This is a genomic window from Paraflavitalea sp., assembly GCF_059502485.1.
Genome location: NZ_JCACET010000008.1, coordinates 3,309,295 through 3,333,475, shown reverse-complemented (window position 1 = coordinate 3,333,475; position 24,181 = coordinate 3,309,295). Strand labels below are relative to the sequence as shown.

25 protein-coding genes are annotated in these 24,181 nt (G+C 46.5%); 13 read left to right on the top strand and 12 right to left on the bottom strand.

The features are described 5' to 3' along the window. Positions 1-58: 58 nt before the first annotated feature. The gene (locus AC5JBY_RS15720) at positions 59-1,609 is read left to right on the top strand and encodes a glycoside hydrolase family 43 protein (protein WP_495905563.1); all 1,551 of its coding nucleotides are present in this window, start codon (positions 59-61) and stop codon (positions 1,607-1,609) included. Positions 1,610-1,652: 43 nt separating this feature from the next. On the opposite strand, the gene AC5JBY_RS15715 is transcribed toward AC5JBY_RS15720, so the two are convergent. Further along, entirely contained in the window at positions 1,653-2,321 is a 669-nt protein-coding gene (locus AC5JBY_RS15715; RefSeq protein WP_495905562.1) for a hypothetical protein, read from the bottom strand. A 172-nt stretch (positions 2,322-2,493) separates the two neighbouring features. Between AC5JBY_RS15715 and AC5JBY_RS15710 the strand changes: the two genes are divergently transcribed. The 3 genes from AC5JBY_RS15710 (at position 2,494) to rsgA (ending at position 5,272) form a co-directional block, all read left to right on the top strand. Then, on the top strand, positions 2,494-3,156 hold the full coding sequence (locus AC5JBY_RS15710; RefSeq protein WP_495905561.1) for a hypothetical protein: 663 nt from the start codon (positions 2,494-2,496) through the stop codon (positions 3,154-3,156). A gap of 56 nt (positions 3,157-3,212) precedes the next feature. Further along, complete coding sequence (locus tag AC5JBY_RS15705; RefSeq protein WP_495905560.1) at positions 3,213-3,932, top strand: hypothetical protein; 720 nt, start codon at positions 3,213-3,215, stop codon at positions 3,930-3,932. A 278-nt stretch (positions 3,933-4,210) separates the two neighbouring features. Further along, positions 4,211-5,272 carry a ribosome small subunit-dependent GTPase A gene (gene rsgA, locus AC5JBY_RS15700; protein WP_495905559.1) on the top strand — a complete coding sequence of 354 codons (1,062 nt, stop codon included), beginning with the start codon at positions 4,211-4,213 and terminating at the stop codon, positions 5,270-5,272. Positions 5,273-5,391: 119 nt separating this feature from the next. On the opposite strand, the gene AC5JBY_RS15695 is transcribed toward rsgA, so the two are convergent. Together AC5JBY_RS15695 and AC5JBY_RS15690 are read right to left on the bottom strand one after the other, a co-directional pair. Then, positions 5,392-6,192: a hypothetical protein gene (locus tag AC5JBY_RS15695; protein WP_495905558.1), complete on the bottom strand. Its 801-nt coding sequence runs from the start codon at positions 6,190-6,192 to the stop codon at positions 5,392-5,394. Between the two features lie 237 nt (positions 6,193-6,429). Next, positions 6,430-6,861, bottom strand: coding sequence for a hypothetical protein (locus AC5JBY_RS15690; RefSeq protein ID WP_495905557.1), 432 nt, complete (start codon positions 6,859-6,861; stop codon positions 6,430-6,432). Positions 6,862-6,882: 21 nt separating this feature from the next. On the opposite strand from AC5JBY_RS15690, the gene AC5JBY_RS15685 reads away from it, so the two are divergent. Beyond that, entirely contained in the window at positions 6,883-7,203 is a 321-nt protein-coding gene (locus AC5JBY_RS15685; RefSeq protein ID WP_495905556.1) for a hypothetical protein, read from the top strand. 177 nt (positions 7,204-7,380) lie between these two features. Here AC5JBY_RS15685 and AC5JBY_RS15680 read toward each other — a convergent pair whose 3' ends face one another. Next, the gene (locus AC5JBY_RS15680; RefSeq protein WP_495905555.1) at positions 7,381-8,133 is read right to left on the bottom strand and encodes an SDR family NAD(P)-dependent oxidoreductase; all 753 of its coding nucleotides are present in this window, start codon (positions 8,131-8,133) and stop codon (positions 7,381-7,383) included. A gap of 141 nt (positions 8,134-8,274) precedes the next feature. Here AC5JBY_RS15680 and AC5JBY_RS15675 point away from each other — a divergent pair, with 141 nt between their 5' ends. Together AC5JBY_RS15675 and AC5JBY_RS15670 are read left to right on the top strand one after the other, a co-directional pair. Beyond that, complete coding sequence (locus AC5JBY_RS15675; protein WP_495905554.1) at positions 8,275-8,643, top strand: winged helix-turn-helix transcriptional regulator; 369 nt, start codon at positions 8,275-8,277, stop codon at positions 8,641-8,643. Positions 8,644-8,771: 128 nt separating this feature from the next. Beyond that, complete coding sequence (locus AC5JBY_RS15670) at positions 8,772-9,308, top strand: DsbA family protein (protein ID WP_495905553.1); 537 nt, start codon at positions 8,772-8,774, stop codon at positions 9,306-9,308. 423 nt (positions 9,309-9,731) lie between these two features. Here the strand turns inward: AC5JBY_RS15670 and rbp (AC5JBY_RS15665) are convergent, their stop codons facing one another. From rbp (AC5JBY_RS15665) to rbp (AC5JBY_RS15655), 3 genes are all read right to left on the bottom strand, one after another. Continuing rightward, positions 9,732-10,037, bottom strand: coding sequence for an RNA-binding regulator (gene rbp, locus AC5JBY_RS15665; RefSeq protein ID WP_495905552.1), 306 nt, complete (start codon positions 10,035-10,037; stop codon positions 9,732-9,734). Between the two features lie 147 nt (positions 10,038-10,184). Further along, positions 10,185-10,424 carry an RNA recognition motif domain-containing protein gene (locus AC5JBY_RS15660; RefSeq protein WP_495905551.1) on the bottom strand — a complete coding sequence of 80 codons (240 nt, stop codon included), beginning with the start codon at positions 10,422-10,424 and terminating at the stop codon, positions 10,185-10,187. Positions 10,425-10,437: 13 nt separating this feature from the next. Then, complete coding sequence (gene rbp / locus AC5JBY_RS15655; protein ID WP_495905550.1) at positions 10,438-10,743, bottom strand: RNA-binding regulator; 306 nt, start codon at positions 10,741-10,743, stop codon at positions 10,438-10,440. 304 nt (positions 10,744-11,047) lie between these two features. On the opposite strand from rbp (AC5JBY_RS15655), the gene AC5JBY_RS15650 reads away from it, so the two are divergent. Next, positions 11,048-12,178, top strand: coding sequence for a hypothetical protein (locus AC5JBY_RS15650; protein WP_495905549.1), 1,131 nt, complete (start codon positions 11,048-11,050; stop codon positions 12,176-12,178). 65 nt (positions 12,179-12,243) lie between these two features. Beyond that, the gene (locus tag AC5JBY_RS15645; RefSeq protein ID WP_495905548.1) at positions 12,244-12,771 is read left to right on the top strand and encodes a hypothetical protein; all 528 of its coding nucleotides are present in this window, start codon (positions 12,244-12,246) and stop codon (positions 12,769-12,771) included. 69 nt (positions 12,772-12,840) lie between these two features. On the opposite strand, the gene AC5JBY_RS15640 is transcribed toward AC5JBY_RS15645, so the two are convergent. Then, positions 12,841-13,620 (bottom strand): hypothetical protein, encoded by a 780-nt coding sequence (locus AC5JBY_RS15640; RefSeq protein ID WP_495905547.1) that lies wholly within the window; start codon positions 13,618-13,620, stop codon positions 12,841-12,843. A gap of 453 nt (positions 13,621-14,073) precedes the next feature. On the opposite strand from AC5JBY_RS15640, the gene AC5JBY_RS15635 reads away from it, so the two are divergent. The 3 genes from AC5JBY_RS15635 to AC5JBY_RS15625 all read left to right on the top strand — a co-directional run bounded on the left by AC5JBY_RS15635 (position 14,074) and on the right by AC5JBY_RS15625 (position 19,307). Further along, a complete protein-coding gene (locus AC5JBY_RS15635; RefSeq protein WP_495905546.1) occupies positions 14,074-14,850 on the top strand; it encodes a patatin-like phospholipase family protein in 777 nt (258 codons plus the stop codon). 107 nt (positions 14,851-14,957) lie between these two features. Continuing rightward, on the top strand, positions 14,958-17,405 hold the full coding sequence (locus tag AC5JBY_RS15630; protein ID WP_495905545.1) for a TonB-dependent receptor: 2,448 nt from the start codon (positions 14,958-14,960) through the stop codon (positions 17,403-17,405). A gap of 297 nt (positions 17,406-17,702) precedes the next feature. Next, positions 17,703-19,307 carry a PepSY-associated TM helix domain-containing protein gene (locus AC5JBY_RS15625; protein WP_495905544.1) on the top strand — a complete coding sequence of 535 codons (1,605 nt, stop codon included), beginning with the start codon at positions 17,703-17,705 and terminating at the stop codon, positions 19,305-19,307. On the opposite strand, the gene AC5JBY_RS15620 is transcribed toward AC5JBY_RS15625, so the two are convergent. Further along, positions 19,304-20,362: a serine hydrolase domain-containing protein gene (locus AC5JBY_RS15620; protein ID WP_495905543.1), complete on the bottom strand. Its 1,059-nt coding sequence runs from the start codon at positions 20,360-20,362 to the stop codon at positions 19,304-19,306. The genes AC5JBY_RS15625 and AC5JBY_RS15620 overlap by 4 nt on opposite strands. A gap of 149 nt (positions 20,363-20,511) precedes the next feature. On the opposite strand from AC5JBY_RS15620, the gene AC5JBY_RS15615 reads away from it, so the two are divergent. Further along, positions 20,512-20,898 carry a nuclear transport factor 2 family protein gene (locus AC5JBY_RS15615; protein WP_495905542.1) on the top strand — a complete coding sequence of 129 codons (387 nt, stop codon included), beginning with the start codon at positions 20,512-20,514 and terminating at the stop codon, positions 20,896-20,898. 84 nt (positions 20,899-20,982) lie between these two features. Here the strand turns inward: AC5JBY_RS15615 and AC5JBY_RS15610 are convergent, their stop codons facing one another. From AC5JBY_RS15610 to AC5JBY_RS15600, 3 genes are all read right to left on the bottom strand, one after another. Beyond that, positions 20,983-21,678: a peroxiredoxin-like family protein gene (locus tag AC5JBY_RS15610; RefSeq protein ID WP_495905541.1), complete on the bottom strand. Its 696-nt coding sequence runs from the start codon at positions 21,676-21,678 to the stop codon at positions 20,983-20,985. Between the two features lie 51 nt (positions 21,679-21,729). After that, positions 21,730-22,578 carry a helix-turn-helix domain-containing protein gene (locus AC5JBY_RS15605; RefSeq protein ID WP_495905540.1) on the bottom strand — a complete coding sequence of 283 codons (849 nt, stop codon included), beginning with the start codon at positions 22,576-22,578 and terminating at the stop codon, positions 21,730-21,732. A 119-nt stretch (positions 22,579-22,697) separates the two neighbouring features. Then, positions 22,698-24,080: a chloride channel protein gene (locus AC5JBY_RS15600; protein ID WP_495905539.1), complete on the bottom strand. Its 1,383-nt coding sequence runs from the start codon at positions 24,078-24,080 to the stop codon at positions 22,698-22,700. Between the last annotated feature and the right edge of the window lie 101 nt (positions 24,081-24,181).

Below are 24,181 nucleotides of genomic sequence, written 5' to 3'. Positions count from 1 at the left end.
CCAAATTTAGCCTCCCTGGATAGTTGCAGGCAACTGTCTATTTTGTACATTTGATTATATGTCAATTAAACACTTATTACTAACGATTGCGATCTTCACATCCTGCGTACCCGCCTGGTCACAAAAAGCCATCAACCCTATCATACATGCCGACGTGCCCGACCTCTCGATGATCCGTGTGGGCAACACGTATTACATGAGCAGCACCACAATGCACATGAGCCCGGGTGTGCCCATCATGAAATCGAAAGACCTGGTCAACTGGCAGATCGTGAACTATGTGTACGATACCCTGGCAGACGTCGACGCCTTGAATCTCAACAACGGCAAAAGCACCTATGGCCGTGGTTCCTGGGCCAGTTGCATCCGCTATCACAAAGGGATGTATTATGTATCCACTTTTGCTGGCACCACAGGCAAGACATATATCTACTCAACAAAAAATATTGAAAAAGGCCCCTGGAAAAGGACTTCTTTCAGGCCGATGATGCACGATCATTCATTATTCTTCGATGACGATGGCAAAGTGTACATGTTATATGGTGCAGGCAAGATCATGATTGCCGAACTGGAAGCTGACCTTTCCGGGATCAAGGCAGGCACTACACCACAAGTGTTAATTGAAAATGCCAGCGCACCCGCAGGCCCCAACATCGGTTTACAATCAGAAGGCTCACAACTCTTCAAAGAGAACGGTAAATATTATCTGTTCAACATTTGCTGGCCCCGTGGTGGCATGCGTACAGTGGTTATACATCGTGCAGATAAGATCACAGGCCCTTATGAAGGCCGCGTAGGCTTACAGGATAAGGGGGTAGCACAAGGTGGTATGATCAGTACACCAAAGGGAGAATGGTTCGCTTACCTGTTCCGTGATTACGGTGCGGTGGGCCGCATTCCCTATTGGGCACCTATACAATGGAAAGACGGCTGGCCGGTGATCGGTGTAGATGGTAAGGTATCCGACACACTGAACCTCCCTGCCAACAAAAGCCTGATACCAGGCATCGTAGCTTCTGATGAGTTCACACGCAAAAAGAAAGATGCTCCTCTCCCATTGGTCTGGCAGTGGAATCACAACCCTGACAATGCACATTGGTCGGTAACAGCAAGACCGGGCTATCTGCGCCTCACTACCAGCCGGGTTGATACTTCATTGATGTTGGTACGAAACATGCTGACGCAGCGCACGTTTGGCCCTACCAGTGTTGGCAGCACATTGATGGATGTAACCAATATGAAAGACGGTGATTGTGCCGGTCTGATCCTATTGCAAGGCAAGTATGGCTGGGTAGGCGTAAAGATGGAGAATGGCTTTAAGTCCATTGTGATGATAAATGCTGGTTCAGGTAAACTGGTGGAAATAGAACGCATACCGCTGAGTCAGAATAATGTCTATTTAAAAGCTGAATGTGATTTCCGAAACCGGACAGACAAAGGATATTTCTATTACAGCCTGAATGGCGAAAAATGGATAAAGATTGGCGATGTGCTGGAGATGAAATACACCCTCGATCATTTTATGGGGTACCGGTTTGGGTTGTTTAATTACGCAACCGCGGTTGCGGGGGGATGGGTGGATTGGAATTGGTTTAGGATAAGTAATTAAACACCTCATTTGTAATTGCGTCGGCAGTGCGGACGCAATTACCCTAATGGCATGCAGCAATTAGCTTCTCCAAATGTTGTAACTTTTCTACATCCAACCCCATGAAATTTTTACTCAGATGGAGAAATACATTAATTACCCTACCAGTTCTGGAATCCTCATCAGGAGAATGTTTGCATACACTCAAAGGCTTGCCTCCCACTACCCGCGTCAACACATACACTGCGCCATCCAATACGGCCCAGGCAGATATAGGCCTTCTTGCAGAGGCAATTGCACTATCCACAATAGCAACAAGTTGATCCCCTATATGCTTAGGCAATTCATCAATTAAAATTTTCCGCTCAACCTGTGTCGCCTCCTGATCTTCATATAACACACTCCAGAAACTTTCAAGCAATATTGTAAAAGTAAGTACACATTTATCTGGCAAGATATCTATGACCAGTAACCCTTCCGGTGTAAATGAAGGCCTAAGCAAAAAGGAGATTTGATTTTCCTGTATTTCGTCAAATGGCAACAGAACCCGCAGCCGCTGTTCGTAGACACTCGAAATATCATTACCAATTCTATACTCGAATGGCTCAAAATAATTTTGATCCTCCAGATATAAAAGATGCTGCTGATACATCCTTTCACAATGAACCTGCTTTTCCGGAGTATCAATTATGGTAAACCGCTCGAAATCCTTTTTATATTCTTCAAAAGTCATTATAGGCTGATTTGATCGTTCATGCACTTATAGGGTTACCACGATATTAAGCATTTCCGTCGGCGTAAGCAAGCCTTCCAACTGACCGCTATCACAACACTACCTAACGCCAGTCATCCATTCTCCTCCCGTCATCTCCTATCTTCACACCAGCAACAATCTCCTTTCTCTCATGCAACCACACCCCAACACTCCCGCCCTCAAACTCGGCTACTGGTCAGCAGTCCTGGCAACCACATTCAGCCTCCTCTACATCATCGGCCAACTCGCCGAATGGCTGAACATCTTCAACTCAGGCGGCGGACCGGAAAATGCCAGCACGCCCGCAGGATTAATCATCCTCATGCTGCCGTCGCTACTATTGGGCATTGCCTTCCCCGTATTGATGACAGCCATACATTATTACGTCCCAAAAGAAAGAAAGCTATTCAGCCACCTGGGAATTGTATTTGCAGCTATTTACTCCGTATTGATCTGCATGAACTACTTCATCCAGCTCACACTGGTGGTACCGCATATGCTGGCAGGAGAAACAGCCAGCGTCCAATTCCTGCTATTCAAACCATTCGACTCCTTCCTCTACAGCGTAGATATTCTCGGCTATAGCTTCATGAGTTTATCTACCCTCTTTGCCGCCTTTGCCTTTAGCAACAAGGACCGTGAAAAAACAGTTCGGGCTTTTATGATCGCCAACGGCCTGCTCATCCCATCCCTGGCATTGCAGAATTATTACCACTTTCTGATCTGGGGCGGCTCGCTTTGGACGATCACTTTTCCGGGAACAACGATCACTTTGGCAGTATTATTCAAAAAAGCATCCACACCTGCTGCATAGCCCCATTTGCACCCACACAAAAAAGCTTTATCATTGTCATCTCAACCCGGTCCTCTATGCCAGTAAGACATTCTATATACCTGCTACTGTTAACCACCTTTGCCGCCTGCCACTCCGCAGTCGAAAAAGAAAACGGGTACGACAAAGAATATACGGTAGGTCACATTCCTGACGCCGAAAGCTTTCAAACGCTCATACCAGCCGAGCATCACCTCGATAGCACCTACAAAGTACGCGATCAAAGGATCGACTCACTCATCCGGTATACCGATACCTCCCAGGCTGATCAGTCGCTGAGGAAAAGAAATTTCCGCAGCAACAGAAGCAGGATACAAATGGATTACAGAAAAGCAGGAGACACATTGCCTGCTATTGAATCAGGCATCTATTTCACACCCTGTGATTGCGTAGCATCGAATGACACGCTCCTGATAACCATGAATACCTCCAATTCCATAGCGAGCCGCCACCTGACAATTAAAGTATTTAAAAACCATTTCCGGATTAATTATCTTGACTCTGCATTTAATGGATCGCCCTATCAGGAAGCAGAGAACTCCACGCTTACAAACGCCATTGTTGTCAATAGCAAATCGCAGACATTGATACTTGATAAAACGCCGGCCTTTAAACCAGGACAACAACTATTAGGCTATTTCTCCATCACCAGCAACAACTATTGGGAACTTAGTCCGGGAAATAAGCAACAGGCAAGATTTATTACCGCACGAGGTTATTTCACCTGTCACACAAGTCTCGAATCGCTTCTCCCATAATGTTATTCAATTCCCAGGCTCAGGCATCTAACCTCCCCACATTCGGGCATAAACATAAAGCCACACACTATCACAAAATGTGTTATCTTTGCACCTGATGACACACACACCGTCATATCAACTCCCGGCAACCATTGCCGCCTAACGCAGGCCACGCTTAGCATCGTTATCACCATGCTCTCCCCCTGTCCGCCTGCGCTAAGGTTTCCAATCTATTTATTCAATCGGTTATGACTGAGCCATTATGCGCTTCAGTACATGACGTTATATTATTATCCATGTCGATATTACAATCGTACGGATGGAATGACCATTTCAACAACCTGTATACAAACTCCAATCACCAACACCTCGAAGCCGGCAGGGTAATGGCCATTCTGGCATTCAAATATGTGTTGATCACAGAGACAGGCAAACTGGACACACTGTTGTCCGGAGCCCTCATGAACAACAACGAACCCGAAGCCTACCCGAAAGTAGGCGACTGGGTGCTGTTCAAGCGATATGATGCCGAAGGAATTATCCTGGAGGTGTTACCACGCATGAATGAACTCAGCCGCAAAGCACCGGGTGCCGCTACGGCGCGGCAGGTATTGGCAGTCAACATCGATGCAGCCTTCATTGTACAGGGCGTCGACCGCGACTTCAACCCAATGCGCCTGCAACGCTACATCCAACAAGTACAGCAATGCGGCATTCAACCGATCGTGCTGCTCAACAAGGCCGACCTCGTACCAGATCCACAGGAGTTTGTGCGCGCTGTGGAAGAATTGGGCTATGGCTGTCCGGTATACCTGGCCAGCGCGCTCGATAAAGCCAGCCAGGAACAATGGGCTGCCACTTACCTGCAGCCGGGCAAAACGTATATCCTGCTGGGTTCTTCAGGAGTGGGTAAGAGCACTTTACTGAATGCATGGCTGGGCTACCAGTTGCAACAGGAAGGTGCTACCAGCACTTCCAACAGCAAAGGAAAACATACGACTACCGCACGCAACCTGATGTTGCTGTCCAACGGCAGCCTGGTAATCGACGCACCGGGCATGCGCGAGTTTGGCATGACACTGGAAGATGATGCCGCAACAGTGTCTCACCCGCTCATCGATGAACTGGCAGATCAATGCCGCTTCAGAGATTGCTCCCACCAGCAGGAGCCGGGCTGTGCAGTAATAGCAGCTGTCGGCAATGGCAATCTGCCGCAGGCTGTTTACCGCAGCTACTTAAAACTGCTGCGCGAGCAGTATCACTACCAGGCAAGTGCCGCCGATAAAAAGCGGAATGAACGCCAGTTCGGCAAGATCAGCAAGCAGGTATTCGCTCATCGGAAGAAATACAAGTATTAGGCTATCTTATCATCTACAAGGGGGGCTATCATCTATGTTTGCGAAATAGGCGATAGCCTCCTTTACCTATCTGAACAACAGGATAAGAGCTATAGCTAAATAAATTATCTATAATAATGTCATGGCGCGCTTGGCGGAAGCTTAAATCTATAACTAATATTCCCATCTTTTTCTTTAGGGAAATCTTTGCTGCTGCTTTCATAAATCTGAGCGCCATTTTTATCAATTATTGTAGTTGCATTTTGCGGAGGAGGATTCCAGCTCCTTATGCCTATCCATCGAATTCTCTGATAAAAAGTATTGTATCTTGTTTTGATTGTTGCGTATAAAATAATTTCATTTTGTTCTTTAAGGACAGGAATGCCAGGTAGATATATTTTTTGTTCCAAGGAGACATCTCCGATGTCCATTTTGTATGTAGTTATTTCTCGTAGATATTGGTCACCGCCATCGATATGTGTATTTACAGTTTGGGTTAAAAATAGATATGGTCTTTGCCATCGATCTACGATAGTAACCGAAACATCAAACAAAGGATACTTGCCTCGATGAATGATATAAGGAAAAACAGAATCTCGTCGAAAATTCGCAACAAATGAAGTAAATTCATTTTCTAATGTGATCATGCAATAGCTATACTTACTCTTTAAATGATCATCTATTTCCATAGACAATCTAATATCTTTACTCAGTCTTTCATTTATTGAGTCTGCACGATCCAACACTCTGCTCTGAATTTTCAAAAGCTCTTGAGCATTTTCCAAATTCAATTTTGTATTACTAAGAGTTTGTTGTGCTCGAATTGAGTCTTCTACTCTTTTTTGTATTAATATAGCCTGATCTATTTCATTCTTTTTATCGTCTAAATATGTTCGATAAACACCCCACCCTGTTAATATAATACTTATCAAAACCAACATCCTTCCTGCAAAGGCGCTTTAGCTTGAATCCCCATTTTTGAAATCGAGATCTATGTTGGGCAGTTTCTATTTCTGGCTTTTTTTCCTTTTCTACAATTTCATTTAGGATTGCCGTTCCTGCCCCCACCATGATCAATAAATACTTGTCTAACTCTCCAAACATATCATTTGTTATCAATTAGATTGACTTAACTAAAAGATACGCAATTTGAAACAAATGAGAAATACACAAGTTAACTACCCCACCCACACAACCTTCATCCCCGAATCACTCATGAGCCGGATAGGACCATCATCTTCTTCGTGAGGCACAACGCCCATCATCAACATACAAGGGGTCTCCACCGGCGGCAATTCAATCGTTAATTCAACAGCCTTGAGGTCGGCGTCATAAGAAGTCAGTAAACCCAAAGCCTCTCTTTTATGAGCCGTTCCCGCCGCAGCATCCGGCACCACTACCATAAAGCGCAGTTGATAACCTGCCCGGGGAATCTTATCCTTTACTTCCGGATGCATGTGCAAGAGTGCCCGTATATGCAGATCGGATTGCTCCCGCGTTGCAGAAATTTCATAGCCGCCGGCAAGCACTTCCGACAGCGGATGTTGTAAATTACATTCAAAGCTTTTCAGGCACTGAACACCCAATGGTGTATGAAGGATCTTATTCATAATCAGTTAAATCCAATTTTCATGGCCAAAAATATCTCTGCCATTTTTAAGCTCCAGGGAACTGTTGAGGGACTTACATTTGTTGACAGCAAGCGTTATAAGCCTCATGTCCGCGCCCGTAAGAACTCCAAAACACCTTTTGTGATGCCTGCCGCCCTGGCTGAAAGCAAGAATCGCTTACAGGCGTGTAACCAGTACGCTAAGCCAATTTTCCAGTTTTTGCGTAAGGAAGCTGATGGTTCGCTATGGTCACGTATTGTAAGCCAGCTATTTAAAGAACTGAAAGCCGGCCCACGTACATCCTTCACTAATACTTACGGCAAAACGGTCCTCGCGGATTGACCCTTATCGAGACCTTACCGAGACCTTTTCGAGACCTTATCGAGACTTTATCGAGACCCAATTCCTGGGCAATCCTTTATCAATCCTTGGTAAGTCCCCTACCAAACTTATATCACGCTCATCTCGCCTTCACTCCAGCCTAATGTCAACTCCCTCAATCAGGTTGTTTTCCTCCCCTCAAAACGGATAATGCCGCATGCCCCCATCCACCACTGCTACCGAGCCGGTTATGTATCGCGCGCGGGGCGAAACAAGGAAAGTAGCCATATCAGCGATGTCTTCCGGCTCCCCAAAGTCACCCAACGGAATGGCCGCCTGTGCAAATTGCTGGCGCACCTCCCCCGGAAAGAACCGGCGGATATTCTCCGTATCGATCAATCCCGGCTGCAGGCAGTTCACCCGGATACCATACGGCCCCAGTTGCGCCGCCAGTTGCTTAGACCACACGATCAGCGATGCCTTGGCTACTGCCGAAGCATTCACCGATCGCAACTCATAAGTACTGGCAATATTCAGGATCACCCCCTCCCTGCGCTCCATCATAGGTGGTAACAACTGCTGGGTAAGCTGCCGCGGACGATCGAAATCAAGCCCCATCGAATCGCTCCACCCCTGCTCATCACCTATTACCTCCAGTGGCTGACTCCGCCCCGCATTATTAATAAGAATATCCACATGCCCCAGTTGTTCCAAAGCAGCAGTAGCAATATTAGACGGTCCGTCCTTCGCCATAATATCCTGAACAAAGATCAGCGGCTCCACCCCGCCCGTAGCAACAACCTCATCCTTGAGCGCACGTAACAGCGTTTCATTTCGTGCAGTAGCGAATACTCTCACGCCTTCATTAGCCAGTGCTGCGGTAATAGCACGGCCCATCCCCTGGCTGGCCCCTGTTACGACCGCCGTTTTACCTTGCAGATGCAGTTCCATATTTTTTGACAACTTTATACAATGAAGAATGTTAGAATATCCTTCAGCCGGCTGTTGGAAATATTGCTGTAAAAGTAACAGGCGCCAGCTGATGTTGATTACGCCACAACCAATTGTGGGATACATACAAATATGTAAGCCATGACAACCAGGAAGAAGAACTCTACCTATAGCCGCAACGAAGAAACACTCATTGAATGCGATCTTACCTACGCCATCAACAAGATCGGCGGACGATGGAAACTCCAGCTCCTCGACCAACTCGAACGTAGCAAACTACGCTTCAGCGATCTCAAACGCGCCTTCCCCCACATCACCGAGCGCATGCTCACCTTGCAATTAAAAACCATGGAACAGGACGGCCTTGTAAAACGAACCGTCTACGCCGAAGTACCTCCACGCGTAGAATACGAACTCACCGAACAAGCGCAAGAGCTAACACCCATTCTTAAACAATTAAGCGCATGGGGAAATAAACAAAGAGAAAAAGCTAAAATGCAGGAACAATAAGCAACACAGGTAATTCCGACAACATTTCCCATTATTTATCCATTGCTCCACCAACATAAAGATTGCAACTTTGAATACGATGATTAAACGGTATCAGACCGGCATTGCTCATTCAAAAAAAAATCTCTATGCTCCGACCAGCACTTACCCCTGCCCGCGATCACATAGCGGGCGATCAGTTTGCACCCGTTCAGCTTGTGCAGTACGGCGACCTGCAATGCCCGCATTGCGCCGATACCTATGCCACCATTAAGCAGCTGCAGGATGCAATGGGCGATCATTTGAAATATGCATTCAGGCATTATCCACAGCCGCAGATACATCCACATGCCCTTGAAGCAGCCATAGCGTGTGAGATGGCGGGACTGCAGGGAAAATTCTGGTACATGCATGATATGATCTTCGAAAACCAGTACCGGCTATCGAGAACTTCGTTCCTGCACTTTGCCAGGGAAATAGATTTAGACACAGAATTATTTACCGACACACAAGACTACCGCCGCATGTCGAGGAAAGTTATCAGCGATTTTGAAAGCGGTATCCGCAGTGGAGTAAACGCCACACCAACCTTTTTCATCAATGGCTTGCGATACAACGGCACGAATGACATCGAGAGCCTATTGACAGCTTGCAGATATAGGCTGTTATTGCTGGAAGAACTATAACAACCCCTCGCGCTATTTGAATATTTCCTTCAGGCTGAACAGAACACACAACAATTAAGTGTACTAAATACAATTATAAGAAGACGGACGCAGGTAAAATTCCATAAATCACCACTGGAGAATTCTGTAAAAACGCCCCCTAATGGCCACCATGACACTCAAATTACGGCATTGCATCATTGGTTGAACAATAAAAAAGGAGAGATGCGACCATCCCTCCTTTACTTGCATTGCTATTAAAAGCTACAAAACGATTGTTCCTGCTACCGAAGCTGCCGAAACGGTAACAGGCCCTGTAAAAATGCGAATAGTGCTATCGATTTGATAGCACTATTCGCGAATTATATGATTCAATTGTTTAAATCTCCCTCTTTCAGGTAAGGGCACAAAAAAGCCCGCAGTAGATCGCGGGCTTTCTCTTAGTTACCATTTACGTTCGGAAAAACTGTTATTGCTCTTAAAAGGGCTTTTGCTGTATGACTTTTCAGTCTTGGGTCTTGCTTCTGCAACCTTGATCGCTCTGCCGTCGATACTTGATTGATCCAGCTGCTGGATTGCTTCACGTGCAGCATTGTCATCTGCCATCTCCACGAAACCGAACCCTTTGGAACGGCCAGTCTCCCGGTCGTTAACAACCTTTGCAGAGGAAACTTCACCATACGGCGTAAATAAATTCTTCAACTCTTCGTCCTGGACACTATAAGCCAGGTTAGAAACATAAATGTTCATGTATAAACTTTAAAAAATGATATCTGAGAAAGGCAAGAAGTAAGAAATAAAAATGCGGCTTAGTAGCTGATTAATAACGTTTACTGATGCGAAGCTCAAACGAATACAATAAAGGTATGCTTATTAATCGGTATTATCCTTTTTAATTTAGGCAGTCCATTCACTAACGGATATCTGTTTACCATCAACCGTTGTTTGATGCAGACTGACGATAGCTTGCATGGCCTGACTGTCTACAGGCATTTCCACGATACCGTTTCCCCTCGAACGACCGTTTAATGAATTCCTGTCCACAACCGCAGAATTGACTACACCGTATGGACGGAAAAGCCGCTCAAGTGCCCTGTCGTCGATATTTTGACTCAGGTTGTAGATCTTTATATTCATACTATATATCGTTCTACCATTTGCGGCGATTAAAATTATTATCGCCTTTGAAAGAATTTTTACCAAAAGAACCTTCCGGCTTGGGACGTGCTACGGTCACCTGTATCTGTCTTCCGTTGAGAGTCGAGGCGTTAAGCTTATCGATCGCTTCTTGACCGGCCTTGTCGTCCTCCATATCCACAAACCCGAATCCCCTTGACCGCCCGGTTTCCCTGTCTTTGATCACAACGGCAGAAGCTACAGAACCGTAAGGCGTAAACAAGCCCATAAGGTCTTCATCGCGGACATTGAAGTCCAAATTCGACACATAAATTTTCATGTAATAACTTTTAAAGGTGAGATCTGAGTAAGGCAAGAAGTAAGGGGACTAAAATGCACCTACAAGGCAGATTAATGACAATACTGTGATGCGAGGCTCAAATGAATGTTTTTGAAGGTAAGCCTAATTTCCGGGAACCCTCATTTTATTTTTCCGGCGTCAGTATTCAATAACATAGAATTGAAAAAAAATTTCATACACCCATCCATTCAGTTGGGTCGGGAAAACTGACGGTTCGGTGTCCTTTTACATTTTGTTAAGTACGTCTGCCCTGAATTTCGTGGTGCATTAAATTTTAAGCGCCATGAAAAATGTTATTACACAAACAATGTACACACTGGGCCTGAGCCTCTTATGCCTCACAGCCTGCCGGAAGGACCGCATTCCCCCGGCCGAACCCAACCCGAACCCCAAACCTATTCCAAAACCACCGGGCAACTCATCCGTTGAAACCATCGATATCCAGCTCCAGGCGGTGATAACGATCGGCTCCATCGTGTATGACAGCATACCTGCCAACTTCCGCATCCTTTCCTGGGATGCACAGGGAGCGGCTTATCAAAAAGATACCCTGCTGCCGGCAGGCGCACAGAAAGTACCTGTGCCCAAAGGCCACAACCGCTACCAGCTAAGCATGAGCCAATGGGGCATTACAGATGTGATGGACCTCACGAAAGATCAGCTGCAAACAGATGTAGTATACACACTGGGTGGAGCTAAAGCCGCAAAGCGCCTGAGCAAAGAAGAGAGCTTTATTTTTGCATCAGCTGCTTATCGCCCCCAGGGCAAAACATTGTACACCTACAATGCAAAAGGCCTGGCAGTAGCCACGTATTATCAAAAACTACCCGAGCACGCAGAGCTACAGCTGACCCAAACACAACGTTACACCCACACCGGCAACAACGTTACCCGCATCGACTTCACAAACAGCAATGGCTCTACAGGCTACACAGCCTTCGAATACAATGCACAGGCTACCAAAGTAACCAACATCCGCGACGTGCAGCCCGGCGGCGAAACAGGCGCCGCAGTGGAACATGGCTATGCTACCGGCGGCAACACGATCACCATCGATTACCTTTTTGACAATGGCCACTCCATGCAATACACCATGCAGTTCAAAGGCGGCAATAAGGTACAGGATGCAGCACGCACCTCACGCAACGGCGGCGAAGGCGGCACGTACACCTACGACAAAAGCATCAACCCTTATGCACACATGAACATGCCCAACCGCTACCTGTCAAACAGCTCGCGCAACAACCTCATAGGCCAGCAAAAGAGCTATTCAGGCGGTTTCCCCGTAGCAGAGCCCTACAAGTTCGAATACAGATATGACGCAGAAGGTTATCCCGTGGAGTTGGTGAAGTATTACAAGAACTTCCTCACAGGCGAAGAAGCCTATAAAGTGAAGACCGTATATACTTATTGAGAAAGAAATCGACAGTTTAAAAAAAGATAAATGTATTTTTTGGCGGGGTATTAACAAACCCCTGTTTGGAACTACCCCGCCTGTTTTTTAATTTCGACCAACTATCGACCGACCTATACGCCATCAACCTACAACCAGTCATGACACTCAGCCGCAATATCTTTTTTTTGCTGCTCCTGATCATTTGTATTAGCCCCTTTGTGATCTGGAAATTAGTATGGCTATCCAAAACCACCACCACCACCGGCAAGATGTGGTATACAGGACATACCATCGAGCTCGACGGGTCGATTAGCTCACACCTTATTATCCTTTTCATGGCAGGCAAGGATTCCATTAGCTTTCAGGCACCCACCAATTTACCATTCAAAGAAGGAGACGCCGTTCCTGTACGTTATGTACCAGGCGAAGCGGCTAAGGCGCGGGTAGACACACCACTACGCATCTGGGGCGATACCATTGTATATGGCCTCTGGCCCGTATTATTTATCGTGGTACTCTTCTCGATCCCCAAAAGGTTCGACCCGATCATACCACGTAAAAGCAAAATAAAACTGACCCGGAAGAAACTTATTGAAGTAGTTAGTCCTTAATTACGACGCGAAACACTTAGCATATATTGACAAGAGCCTGCAGTCAGGCCGCTCCAAGCGGCCAGACAATCAGTAATACTCATAATGCCCATAATGAAATTCCTGGGCCCGCCGTAAATAAAAATTATCGGTGATAGCCTTACCAATGTCATCAACAAGCTTATGTAGATACTTGTTGTGCTTCACCTTATGCTGTTCCGCCGTTCCGGTATCGATACTATCTTCATCTTCTACCAGCTGATGTAGCGATTGAATATACAAGGCTTTTTGCCGGGTAATATCGTATGTCTTATAAAGGTTATCTTCAGAGTACTTGTACAAGTAAATGGAATATTCAGCATATCCCTCGATCCGCATTGCCTGATGCCCAAAATAAGTACCGCCATGTTCAAAGTCGCCAAACAATTCATTGATCCTATAGTAAATATCTAAAAGCTTATCCCTGCGTTCAGCATACTTTTCCACCCCGTTTTTCTGCTTCAGGAAATAAGCATACAAAACATAATAATAGTCCTGTCCCACTTCGCTGTTAAAGCCAGGTCTATTTTCATTATAAACAAGATCCGGATTCATTACATAATCACTGTACAACTCCGGGTGCTTATCAACCATAGCATTAAACTCCTCCTTGGTATAAACCAGGGTATCGCCAAGTTTCGTTGGAATAACTAAAGAATCTTGAGTTAGATAGTAAGCCGACTTATCAACCTGCTTTGTCACCGGACCATGATCTGCAGTATCAGCCGGAACAGTAGCCTCCGGATGTTTTGCCGGACTATTACAGCTTACAGCAGTCAACATACTTGAAAAACTAACCAACACAATAAATAAAAAGAAAAGATGTCTCACGATCAGTAGGAGTTTAGGGTAACCGGGCTGAAATTACAATAAAAAAAGCCCCCATGTTGGGGGCTAATAAAATTTTCAGGACGAGTTCTTAACCTGTCTTTCACTGGACATTGGACGCGGATCTGGATGTTTAGCGTTGATACGATGCATGATTCTTGGGTACGGATTATAAACGGGCTCTTTTCAAGGATCATTGGACATTTTGGACTAAGGGTGCGATCAAAACCATCACATTGTATCAACGATTATAAAGCTACTCTTCAACAATTGCAATGTCAATAGGAAATCTACGATAGAAGAAAAGTCTTTTCGCATCATTGGTATTATCGCCGGCCATTATTTGTTGTGGATACCAGCACTTTAGATTTCTAAATCACAGATTAATGACGTATTATAGAGCCCGTTTAAACCTCGGAACTTTGTTATTGTTGAATACCGTAGATTATTTTTTCTATGATGAAAACCGGCCTGGTACTTAGTGGAGGTGGCGTAAGAGGATTTGCCCACCTCGGTTTACTGAAATTGCTCGATGAAATGGGAGTAAAACCCTACGCCATATCAGGCGTAAGCGCCGGCGCCATTGCCGGAGCTTTTTACCTGGCCGGTCATTCCCCTGAAGCCATCCTGAAGATTTTAAAACACAACGGCTACTTTGGCTGGACCAACCTGCTCTGGAAAAAAGATGGGTTCTTCTCCATGCAGCCCCTCATGCGAACCCTGCAACAATACATTCCCAAAGAACGCTTCGAAGACCTCGCCGCCCGCTTTTTTGTTACAGCCACCGATTTCACGCACAGCAAGGCCATTACATTTTCCAGTGGTCCGCTATATGAACCGGTAGTAGCTTCCGCCTCGGTGCCGGTGATCTTTGCGCCGGTAAAGATTGGCGACAGCCTGCTGGTAGATGGCGGACTCATGAACAATATGCCCGTAGAACCATTGGTCGGCCTCTGCGACCGCATCATTGGCAGCCATGTAAACAAGCTCCACCAGCAGACACAACCCATGCTCAACCCGGTAGGCAAAAGGAACATCCTCGAAAAATGTTTCCACATGGCCATCTCCTCTTCAGTAGAAGCCCGGCTGCAGCAATGCTCATTATATATTGAGCCCGACCTCCACCAGTTCAACATGTTCGACGTCAGCAAAGCAGACGAGATATTCAATATCGGCTACATCACAGCCGCACGCCTCCGCCCACAATTAGAGAAGCTGCTGCTTACAACATAAAACTGTATACAACACATTATTTCTGATTTCATAAATACTTTTTCCAAATACGGGACTTAAACCCACCTGATCCGCATAACCTTTGCGCCACCAAAAAGAGATTGGACATGCAGGCCCGGCTATTTCGTATCATCATATTATTTATAACGATTGTAACAGCATTTACAACAACAGTCCACGCGCAGGACAACAAACCAGCATATCAATTAAACGGCGCTGTGCAGGATTCCATCAACGGAAAACCCATTGCTTACGCCACGATCACCCTCTACGATTCAGCCGGCAACAATATCGCCTCCACCTATTCACTGGAAAGCGGCGCCTTCAAAACCCAGCTATCCGGCCCCGGCGCCTGGCGGCTGGACATAAGTATGGTAGGCTATCGCACCAAAAGCATACACATTACCATCAGTCAGGACCAACCCATTCAGCCAATATATAAAATATTACTCACTGCGGGCAGCGACGAACTACAGGCAGTAGTAGTGAGCGCACGCAAAAGACTCGTAGAACAAAAGCCCGGCATGCTCGTCTACAATGCCGACAACGACATCACCAACAAAGGCGGCACAGCAGCCGATGTCCTACGCAAAGCACCGGTATTGAACGTAGATGCGCAAGGAAATGTAAGCATGCGCGGCAGCAGCAACCTGAAGATCCTCATCAATGGAAAATACTCAGGACAGATGGCCCGCAGCGCGGCCGACGCACTCAACATGATGCCGGCTGCCATGATCAGATCAGTAGAGATCATTACCACACCCTCAGCCAAATACGATGCAGAAGGCGCCGCCGGCGTCATCAACATCATCACAAAAAAAGGAAAGAAAGACCTGAGCGGCACACTGGAAACCAGCATCAGCAACCTCGAACAAATGCTGAACCCACGACTGTCCATGGCCACCGGCAAATGGAATATCAACCTCGCAGGCCACATACATCGCCTGCGCAACAAGTCTGCCACGCTTACAGACAGAACCTCCTTCTCCGGAGGCAACACCATTAACCGTTTACAACAGCAAGTGGACGAAGACAACGCTGCCCCGCACGGATCAGCCGACCTCTCTATCGATTATACCATTGATGAAGTAAGTGAATTGAGCCTTGGAGTAAACGCTTGGCTGGGCAGGTGGCCCGATGACAACCGCGTAAGAAGTGTAGTATATGCACCCGGCGGCCAGCTTACAGAACAATACGGACAAAACATTACCAGCAGCAGCGCATACCTGGGTGCAGATATTAACCTCGGCTACAACAGAAAACTAAAGAAAGCCGGGCAACAACTTACCCTGTTGTTACAAAGTTCTCCATCAAGAGACATCTCTAAATACAATGCACTGCAACTATCACCTTCCGAAGCCTTACTATACCGCGAACGGAACGATAGCAAAACAAAGAACCGGGAATGGACATTCCAGGTAGATTATGCCCATCCCCTGAACGCCAAAGGAACATTGAACCTCGAAGTTGGCGGCAAAGCCATCTTCCGCAACGTGAACAATCGCTACGACGTTAAAGCCAGCGATCCACAACAGCCGTATCAGTTGATACCACAACCAGACAGGTCCGACAACTTCCGTTATAGCCAGGATGTAATGGCCGGCTACGGTATGCTGAAGATCAACCTGCCTAACAACTGGTACATTGAATCCGGCGCACGCATCGAAGCCACCTACATCGATGGACGCTTTACACATGCAGGAACGGGAATCGACAACCAGTTCGTCAACTTTGTTCCCACAGCCACCCTATCCAAAAAATTAGACGAACACCACTCCTTCAACCTCAGCTATACAAAGCGCCTCACGCGTCCCTACATTTGGGACCTCAACCCCAACGTCGATGCCAGCGACCCGAAGAACCTCGAATCCGGCAATCCCAACCTGCAGCCTGAGATCGCCCACCAGGCAGAACTATCCTATGGACTGAATACTGGCCAGACATTCTTCATGAATGCAGCTATCTTCTGGAAACAGACAGATAATGCGATCGTTGATTTCATGTCAACCAACGCAGAAGGCATTTCATTTGCCAACAAGCAAAACCTCGCAGCCAACCGGCAATGGGGACTTAACCTCTCCGCCACATCCAATATTTCGGAACACTGGTCCATGAATGGCAACGTCAATGTCAACTACTTTGATTACAGCAGCAGCGCCCTCGACATTTTCCGCTCCGGATGGGGAACCGATGTCAACATAAACAGCACCCTTAAACTGCCCCGCAACTTTTCCCTGCAGGTCTTTGGAGATTACAATACAAGAGCCATCACATTGTTGGGAACAGGGGGACGCATATACTACTACAGCTTTGCCGGTAAGAAGGAGATCAAAAAGGCAAGACTGACCATCACACTGGCCGCCATTAACCCCTTCACACAATACATCGCACAAACAGATCAGAAGCAACGACCCGACTTTATATCGACCGTCGACAACCGTTTCTATAATCGTGCATTTAAGCTCACCATCAACTGGGAATTTGGCGGCAAACTCCGCCAGAGCGAACGGAAAAAGATCGACAATAATGATGTAAATGTGCAAGGCAAAGGATAACGATACTAAGACCGGGATTGTGAAGACGGGACCATCGTAAAACAGTTGCACAATACCCGGCACTAACTATGAACAAAGTTTTTTCATAAGCAAGCAGTCGTTTTGTGGGCCCCTGTTTCTACAGGGGCCTTTCTATTACAAGTCAGGCCGCTCCAGGCGGCCAGACGTTAAAGCTTAAAATGATCTTCTTGTCTATGAGGCACATTAATTCTGTATCTCGTAACTGATTTTACCGAATTAGACAATCGATGTGATAGCCCCCGGTTACATTCGCAGCCTCAAATTCAACCCTACCACATGATCAATACGGAGGCCAGCGCTACTCCCGCTACAGTTACTACACAACAACCAGAGAAGAAGAAACGCAAATGGCGCTGGGCCAGGCACCAGCCAAGGTGGTGGGGCAAATGGCACTTATACCTCGGCATTTTCGCCGGCATCATTGTATCAGTAGTCGGCGCCACAGGCAGCATCCTCGTATTCCAGGATGAGATCGATGAAGCGCTGAACCCCCAATTATTTCATACACTGGCTAAAGAAAAGAAGATTCCGCTGGTAGAGATTGTCCCACTGATCAGGCAAAAATACCCAGACCTGCAATTCTCCTACATCTTTGAAGAAGAAGACAATCCCAATTTAACCTACAGTCTGTACGACGGAGCAGCAGAGCAACAAATATTCATCAATCCTTATACGGCAGAAATTGCGGGCAAAAGACTTTATACAAGTTCTTTCATAAGTATAGTCACGAGCATTCATCGCACTTTACTAATACCGGTGGCAGGACGTTACATTGTTGGCATTTCCTCACTCATATTACTCATCCTCACGATCACAGGATTACGCTTGTGGATACCGCAAAAATGGAAGCAGCTAAAGTCAGTCCTGACAGTCAACTTCAAAATGAGCGCTAAGCGGCAGAACTACGACTGGCACAACGTGCTGGGCTTCTATTCTTCCCCCGTAGTGGCACTGCTATCCCTCACAGGCTTTTGCATCACCTTCTCCATGCTGGTAATTCCGATGCTGTTTATATTAAGCGGCAAATCACCACAAGGAGTAGCACAGTTGTTAGGCGCAAAATCGCACTATACAACCGGAGCCACTCCCTTACCATTAATAAAGGTCGCTGACATTGCCAAACAAGCGATGCCCGAAGGAAGGATTGCCGGCATTGCACTTCCTGGTCCCAAAGACACCCTCGGAAATTACCGCCTCGACCTCGAAGTACCTGGCCTGCCAAAGAGCGGCAAGCGGGCCATGCTTGTTGTTGATCAGTACACCGGCAAAATATTACTCAATAACCAGAAAGATTTCCCCAACGTAGGTAACGCCTATTTAAGCTGGCTCACGCCCATTCACTATGGTAGCTTTGGAGGCCGGCCCACACAGATACTCGCGTTGATCGCCGGGCTCATACCACTGGCACTGGCAATTACAGGTTTCATCATCTGGTGGCCACGCTATAAAAAGCAACGGCGCAGCGACAAGAAGCAGGCAGAAAAACAACGCGCAACTAATTATACTCCTCCCGCTGCCATCACTCAACCACTTCCCCAACCCGCGCGTTATGGATGGAACTACTTTTGGCAACATAGTAAGAAAGGATTCATCTACGCAGGTTGGCTATTGGTCATCGGTCTTATTATGGGAGCATTATATGGATTGCCTTCAGGCATCATCATTCAGCCAGCCGTTTTTACAGTCGCCTTTACAACAGTACTGGTAGTGCTCAATTTCGCAGTGGCCCTGCTTACTTTTATAGTATGCCTCCTTTTCCTGGCGCCCTTTAAAAAGATGAGCAAGGCAGTCATCAAATACTTTGCGATCTCCCTTTCTTTCACCATTGTGTTTATGCTGATCTATATGATCCTGCTGAATACAGGACTGCAAACATTTTAGTGTCCAGCTTTGGTAGCACGAAATACCACCTGCGCCAGCTGATCACTATCGAGGAATATATCGCGCTCCGAAGAATTACTAAGAATAATCACACACAGATCATCCTTGGGATAGAATTGTAAATTGGCTTGAAACCCCGGCACCCCGCCGGCATGGGAAATACAGGTACGTCCCTGCTTTTGCTCATTGAACCACCCGTAACCATAATCCCCGTTTCTGTGCACAAAAGCCTGATCGCGCATACTATCCTGTATTACCCTCCCATCATATAACCCACGATACCAACGGTAAATATCCATAGCTGTAGAATACATGGCCCCGCATCCCGGCGCCCACGAAGAATCGAAATCTGTCTTAACAATACTACTATCCTTCATCGTCAAATGCCCGGTAGTCTTATTGCTGCTACGAACATGTTTAAAATCGTACCCTGAATGTTGCATACCCAACGGATCAAAGAACAAACGCCTCACCTCCTGTTCAAAATTGTTGCCGGTCACCCTTTCCACAACAGCAGCCAGTAATATATAATTGGAATTAGAGTAAGAGAACTTTGCGCCCGGCTGCATCGTCAATGGTTCATGACTGAAATAAGCGATCAACCTGTCACGATCAACAGGCGGTGATCCATCCGGCAGGTCCTGTATTGCCTTTACCTGCAGGTATTCCTTCACGCCCGAACTGTGCGTAAGCAAATGCTCTACCGTGATAATATCTCCCTTTGGGTATTGTGGTAAAAATTTCGAGAGTGGGTCCTGCAAAGACAACTTCTTTTCTTCCGCCAGCCGGAGTATAACAGTAGCAGTAAAAGGTTTCGTGAGAGAACCTATGCGGTAAATGGAAGCAGTATCATTAAGCGTTCCGGCAATAATATGCTTATACCCGTATCCCTTATACAATAAAATATTCCCCCGATGAACTACAAGCGCCGTTCCATTAAAAGCCTGCTTCTTCCGCGGGGCCGAAAGCACCTTATCCAGTTGTGATGAAATATCCTGTGCAGAAACAACAACAGTCATCAGCACAGCCACGACCATAGTAAATATTTTATACATACAGCAACGAATGGTAAGGCGTACAAGTTAATCATTGGCAATGGCGATTGTTCGAACAGTTTGTTAAAATTGGCTGTATAGAAATGTGATACAGGTCACACAATCCACACCCGGCCTCATCCCATCTTTGTGTTGCAAAAACAAACACAATGACACAGCAAGCAACATCTACAGCCACCGCTGCTATTTCAGAAGCACTGGAAAAATATTACTTTCAGGGGATCTATGAAGGCAATTTACACACACTCAATGAGGTGTATCACCCCGGCGCCCTCGTTTTTGGAGATGTAAAAGGAGTGCCCTATTTCAAAACACTCGACCAATACCTCGATGGCGTTAAGAACCGGCAAAGCCCCAAAGACCTGGGTCAGCCATTTAAAGGCGAGATCATCTCTATCAAGGTAGTCAATTCAATAGCCGTTGCCGAAGTAAAAGTGAAAATGTACCAATTTAATTACTACGAATACCTTTCCCTCCACCACATGAACGGCCGCTGGCTCATCGTCAACAAAATGCTCACCGATACGACCATGTAACCACTAAAACACAAGACAGTACAAAAGAAGAAAGGTGCCCCTTTGCGAATGGAGTCACCTTTACTACACTAAGATCCTAATACACTATAATTCTTTCACAAGAGATTCAGCCGCTGCTTTCAATAACCCCGCGCCGATCCTTTGAGTCATATCCGGATTGATATATTCGAATGCGATCTTACCCTTCCTGGTAAGAATGAATACAGAAGGCACCGGCAATAACTTATCAATATTCTTACCTCCGGAAGCTCCGGGCAGAAATGAATCGTAATTCTTTGGCGCCTTGAAAGCAATCCCTACCTTTTTAGACAATGCGAGGTCAGCATCCGACAACAAAGTATACGAGAGCTTTTGTTTATCCGTCGTTTTTTGCAGGTTTTCAGGACTGTCAGTACTAACAGCGATCATTTGATATCCCATATCACTAAGCTCTTTTTCTACCTGCTGCAGACCGGCCAACTGCTTGTTGCAATAAGGACACCACCCACCCCGGTAAAATATTAGTATAGTCGGCTTTTGCGCTATCAGCGCCTGTAAGTCTGTTGGCTTGCCCGCCGCATCAGGCAGCGTCATGGCAGGTATAGTTTCACCAACCAACAGGGGACTGATATCTTCCGGCTTTAATGGTACACCCGACACATTGATAGTAGTATCACCCGGTGCAATAACACATTTGACCGGTGGCACTGCAGCCACTATTTGTTGTAAGCCTACACCTGCAAACAAAGCCATAGTCATCGCCATTACCCGGCAGCGTCGAAACGATCTATAAAACCTCATGATCAATTAGTATTTATTGTTGTTAATGAATTATTCTATAAATCTCCTTGTCTACTCCAATGTATCCCTGAATACAGAAAGATTACTACCGGTTTTTAGCTTGAAGAACCGGCTGAAATGAGCCGCACTTTCAAAGCCCAGCTCATACCCAATTTCCTTGCCCGTTTTATCAGTGTAACAAAGATGCCGTTTGGCTTCCCGTATAATACGCTCATGAATGATGCTCGAAGGAGACGGGTAATTGCTCAGGCGGAACAAGTTGGATAATGTCTTGGGCGATTTATTCAACGCATCAGCATAAAAATTTACCTCGTGCTGTTGCCTGAAGTTGATCTCCACCAAAAGATTGAACTGCCGGATGAGATCGTACCGCTCATCTGTCAGTTGCCGCGCATTATCCATCTGCTGCTTGGCCATACGCGTACTCTTTATAATGAGCCGCTTGAGCAGCGTACGCAACATTTCACCCTGCATCCTGTCCTTCTCGCGCATATCTTCTAAAAACAATTGCTCGATAGTAGCGATCTTTTTCAGGTTGCTGTCATCGAGTTTGATGAACATGGGATTGTGTATACCAAAGAACAGGAACCCTACACAGCTTACCTCTGCATCATGATCCACAATACAATAAAAATCTCGGTTGAAGTGCCAGGCGATCAATGTCTCCGGCTTCTCGAAAATAAAATGCTGGTTAGCGACCAAAGGCAACAAAGTGTGGCCAGGCATCGTATAAGCAATTTCATCGATAACCACCCGCTGCCCTTTTGCCGATTTATTCACCACAATAGTATTGATCGGTTCGGGGTGACGATCAGCCATCCCTGCTCCATGCAACGAAGCGTCATTGACAGACATGACAAGCATGCCCCCGGTCGTTTTGTTGTTGAACACCCATTTCATGCACCCCAAAAGTAACATTATCCCGGTTATGGCCGATGACAGTAATTCCCGATGAATTGACAATACTTCCCGACATAATTGACAGAGCGAGAAGCTTATGGGCTAAAAAGGAGAATATTTTAATGACCGGGGCTGTTGGTAGAGATGGACGTCGGCTGCTCGCGCAACAGCTCCTGCTCGTACATAGTCTTGAGACGGTCATAAAGAGAATGACGGTCCACCAGCAGCGATACCAGGCTGGCGATCATACCCGCCAGCATAAGGTGAAAGATCACATTGTGCCTGTCGGTCATTTCCAACACGAGAATAAAAGAGGTAAACGGCGTACGCGTGACACCCGTTAAAAAAGCAACCATACCTGCGAGAATGACAATATTCATATCGGCAGGCGCAAGATGCAGCCACCCGCCTACCACAGAACCTATACTGGCGCCCGCTGCCAGCCCGGGAGCAAATACGCCACCGGCGCCGCCTGTAGTAAATGATAATACCGAGCCAGCCATGCGCATGAAAGGCATATACCACGGCAATTGCTTATCAGCAGTAAACAACGTATGCGTCATGATCTCTTTACCGGAGCCAAACGCCCGCTCATCGAGCCATATGCCCATAGCTGCAACAGCCAGCCCGCAAACAACGATGTAGAAGACATATTTTCTGACCGAATTGAACTTCCTCACCCTTGCCATTACAGCAAGGATCAATTTGGCCATACCACTGCCACCCACGCCCGCTATGGCTGCCACGAGCGCCACAGTAAAGAATACATAGGGAGAAAGATGATTAACATCAGGATAGCCGAGATAAAGATAAGGCCCCAGAAACGCCTGTGCTGTAAGGCCGGCAATGATCACAGCAGTAAACAAAGCCGTTCTAAAATAACTGATATGCGTTTTAGCAATTTCTTCTACAGCGAAAACAAGCCCACCGAGCGGAGTATTAAAAGCCGCCGATAACCCGGCAGCGGCGCCGGTCATGATCATGTTGCGCTTGGATATCTTCGGCCACCAGGCAGGCAGCCATTTGTTCACCTGCCGGAACACAGAACCTGCAATCTGTATAGTAGGACCTTCTCTACCAACTATACCTCCGCCCATGACCATGATGAAGCTGGAGGCGATCTTTACCAGTATGATGCGCACACTCAATAACCTGTCCACTTTATGATGGTGCTTAGGTGTAGCGAGATCTACTGCCGCTATTACCTGTGGAATGCCGCTGCCACGGGCGAAAGGAGCAAACCGTTTTACGAGATACCAGGCAACGATAAAACATGCAGGAGTAATGAACAAAAACCACATCACATGATGATGTATAACCCAGGCGGCTATTTTTTCAGCGCCGGCAAACAAGTCGGCATACAATACAGCCACCAGGCCGGTGATCACAGAGGCGATCCAGAAAGGAACAGCCTGCAGGAGGGAATTTTTCAGGCGTTCATTACCAATACGATCGAACAAATGCTTTAACCATGCTCGCAACTTACGGACCATGTTGATCATTCCGCAAAATTACAGAGCCACACATTAGAAGGAGATTAGAGCGGCATTAAAAATAAGTTGATATGTTAATCACTTGATTCTCCGGCAGCTTACTTATCGTT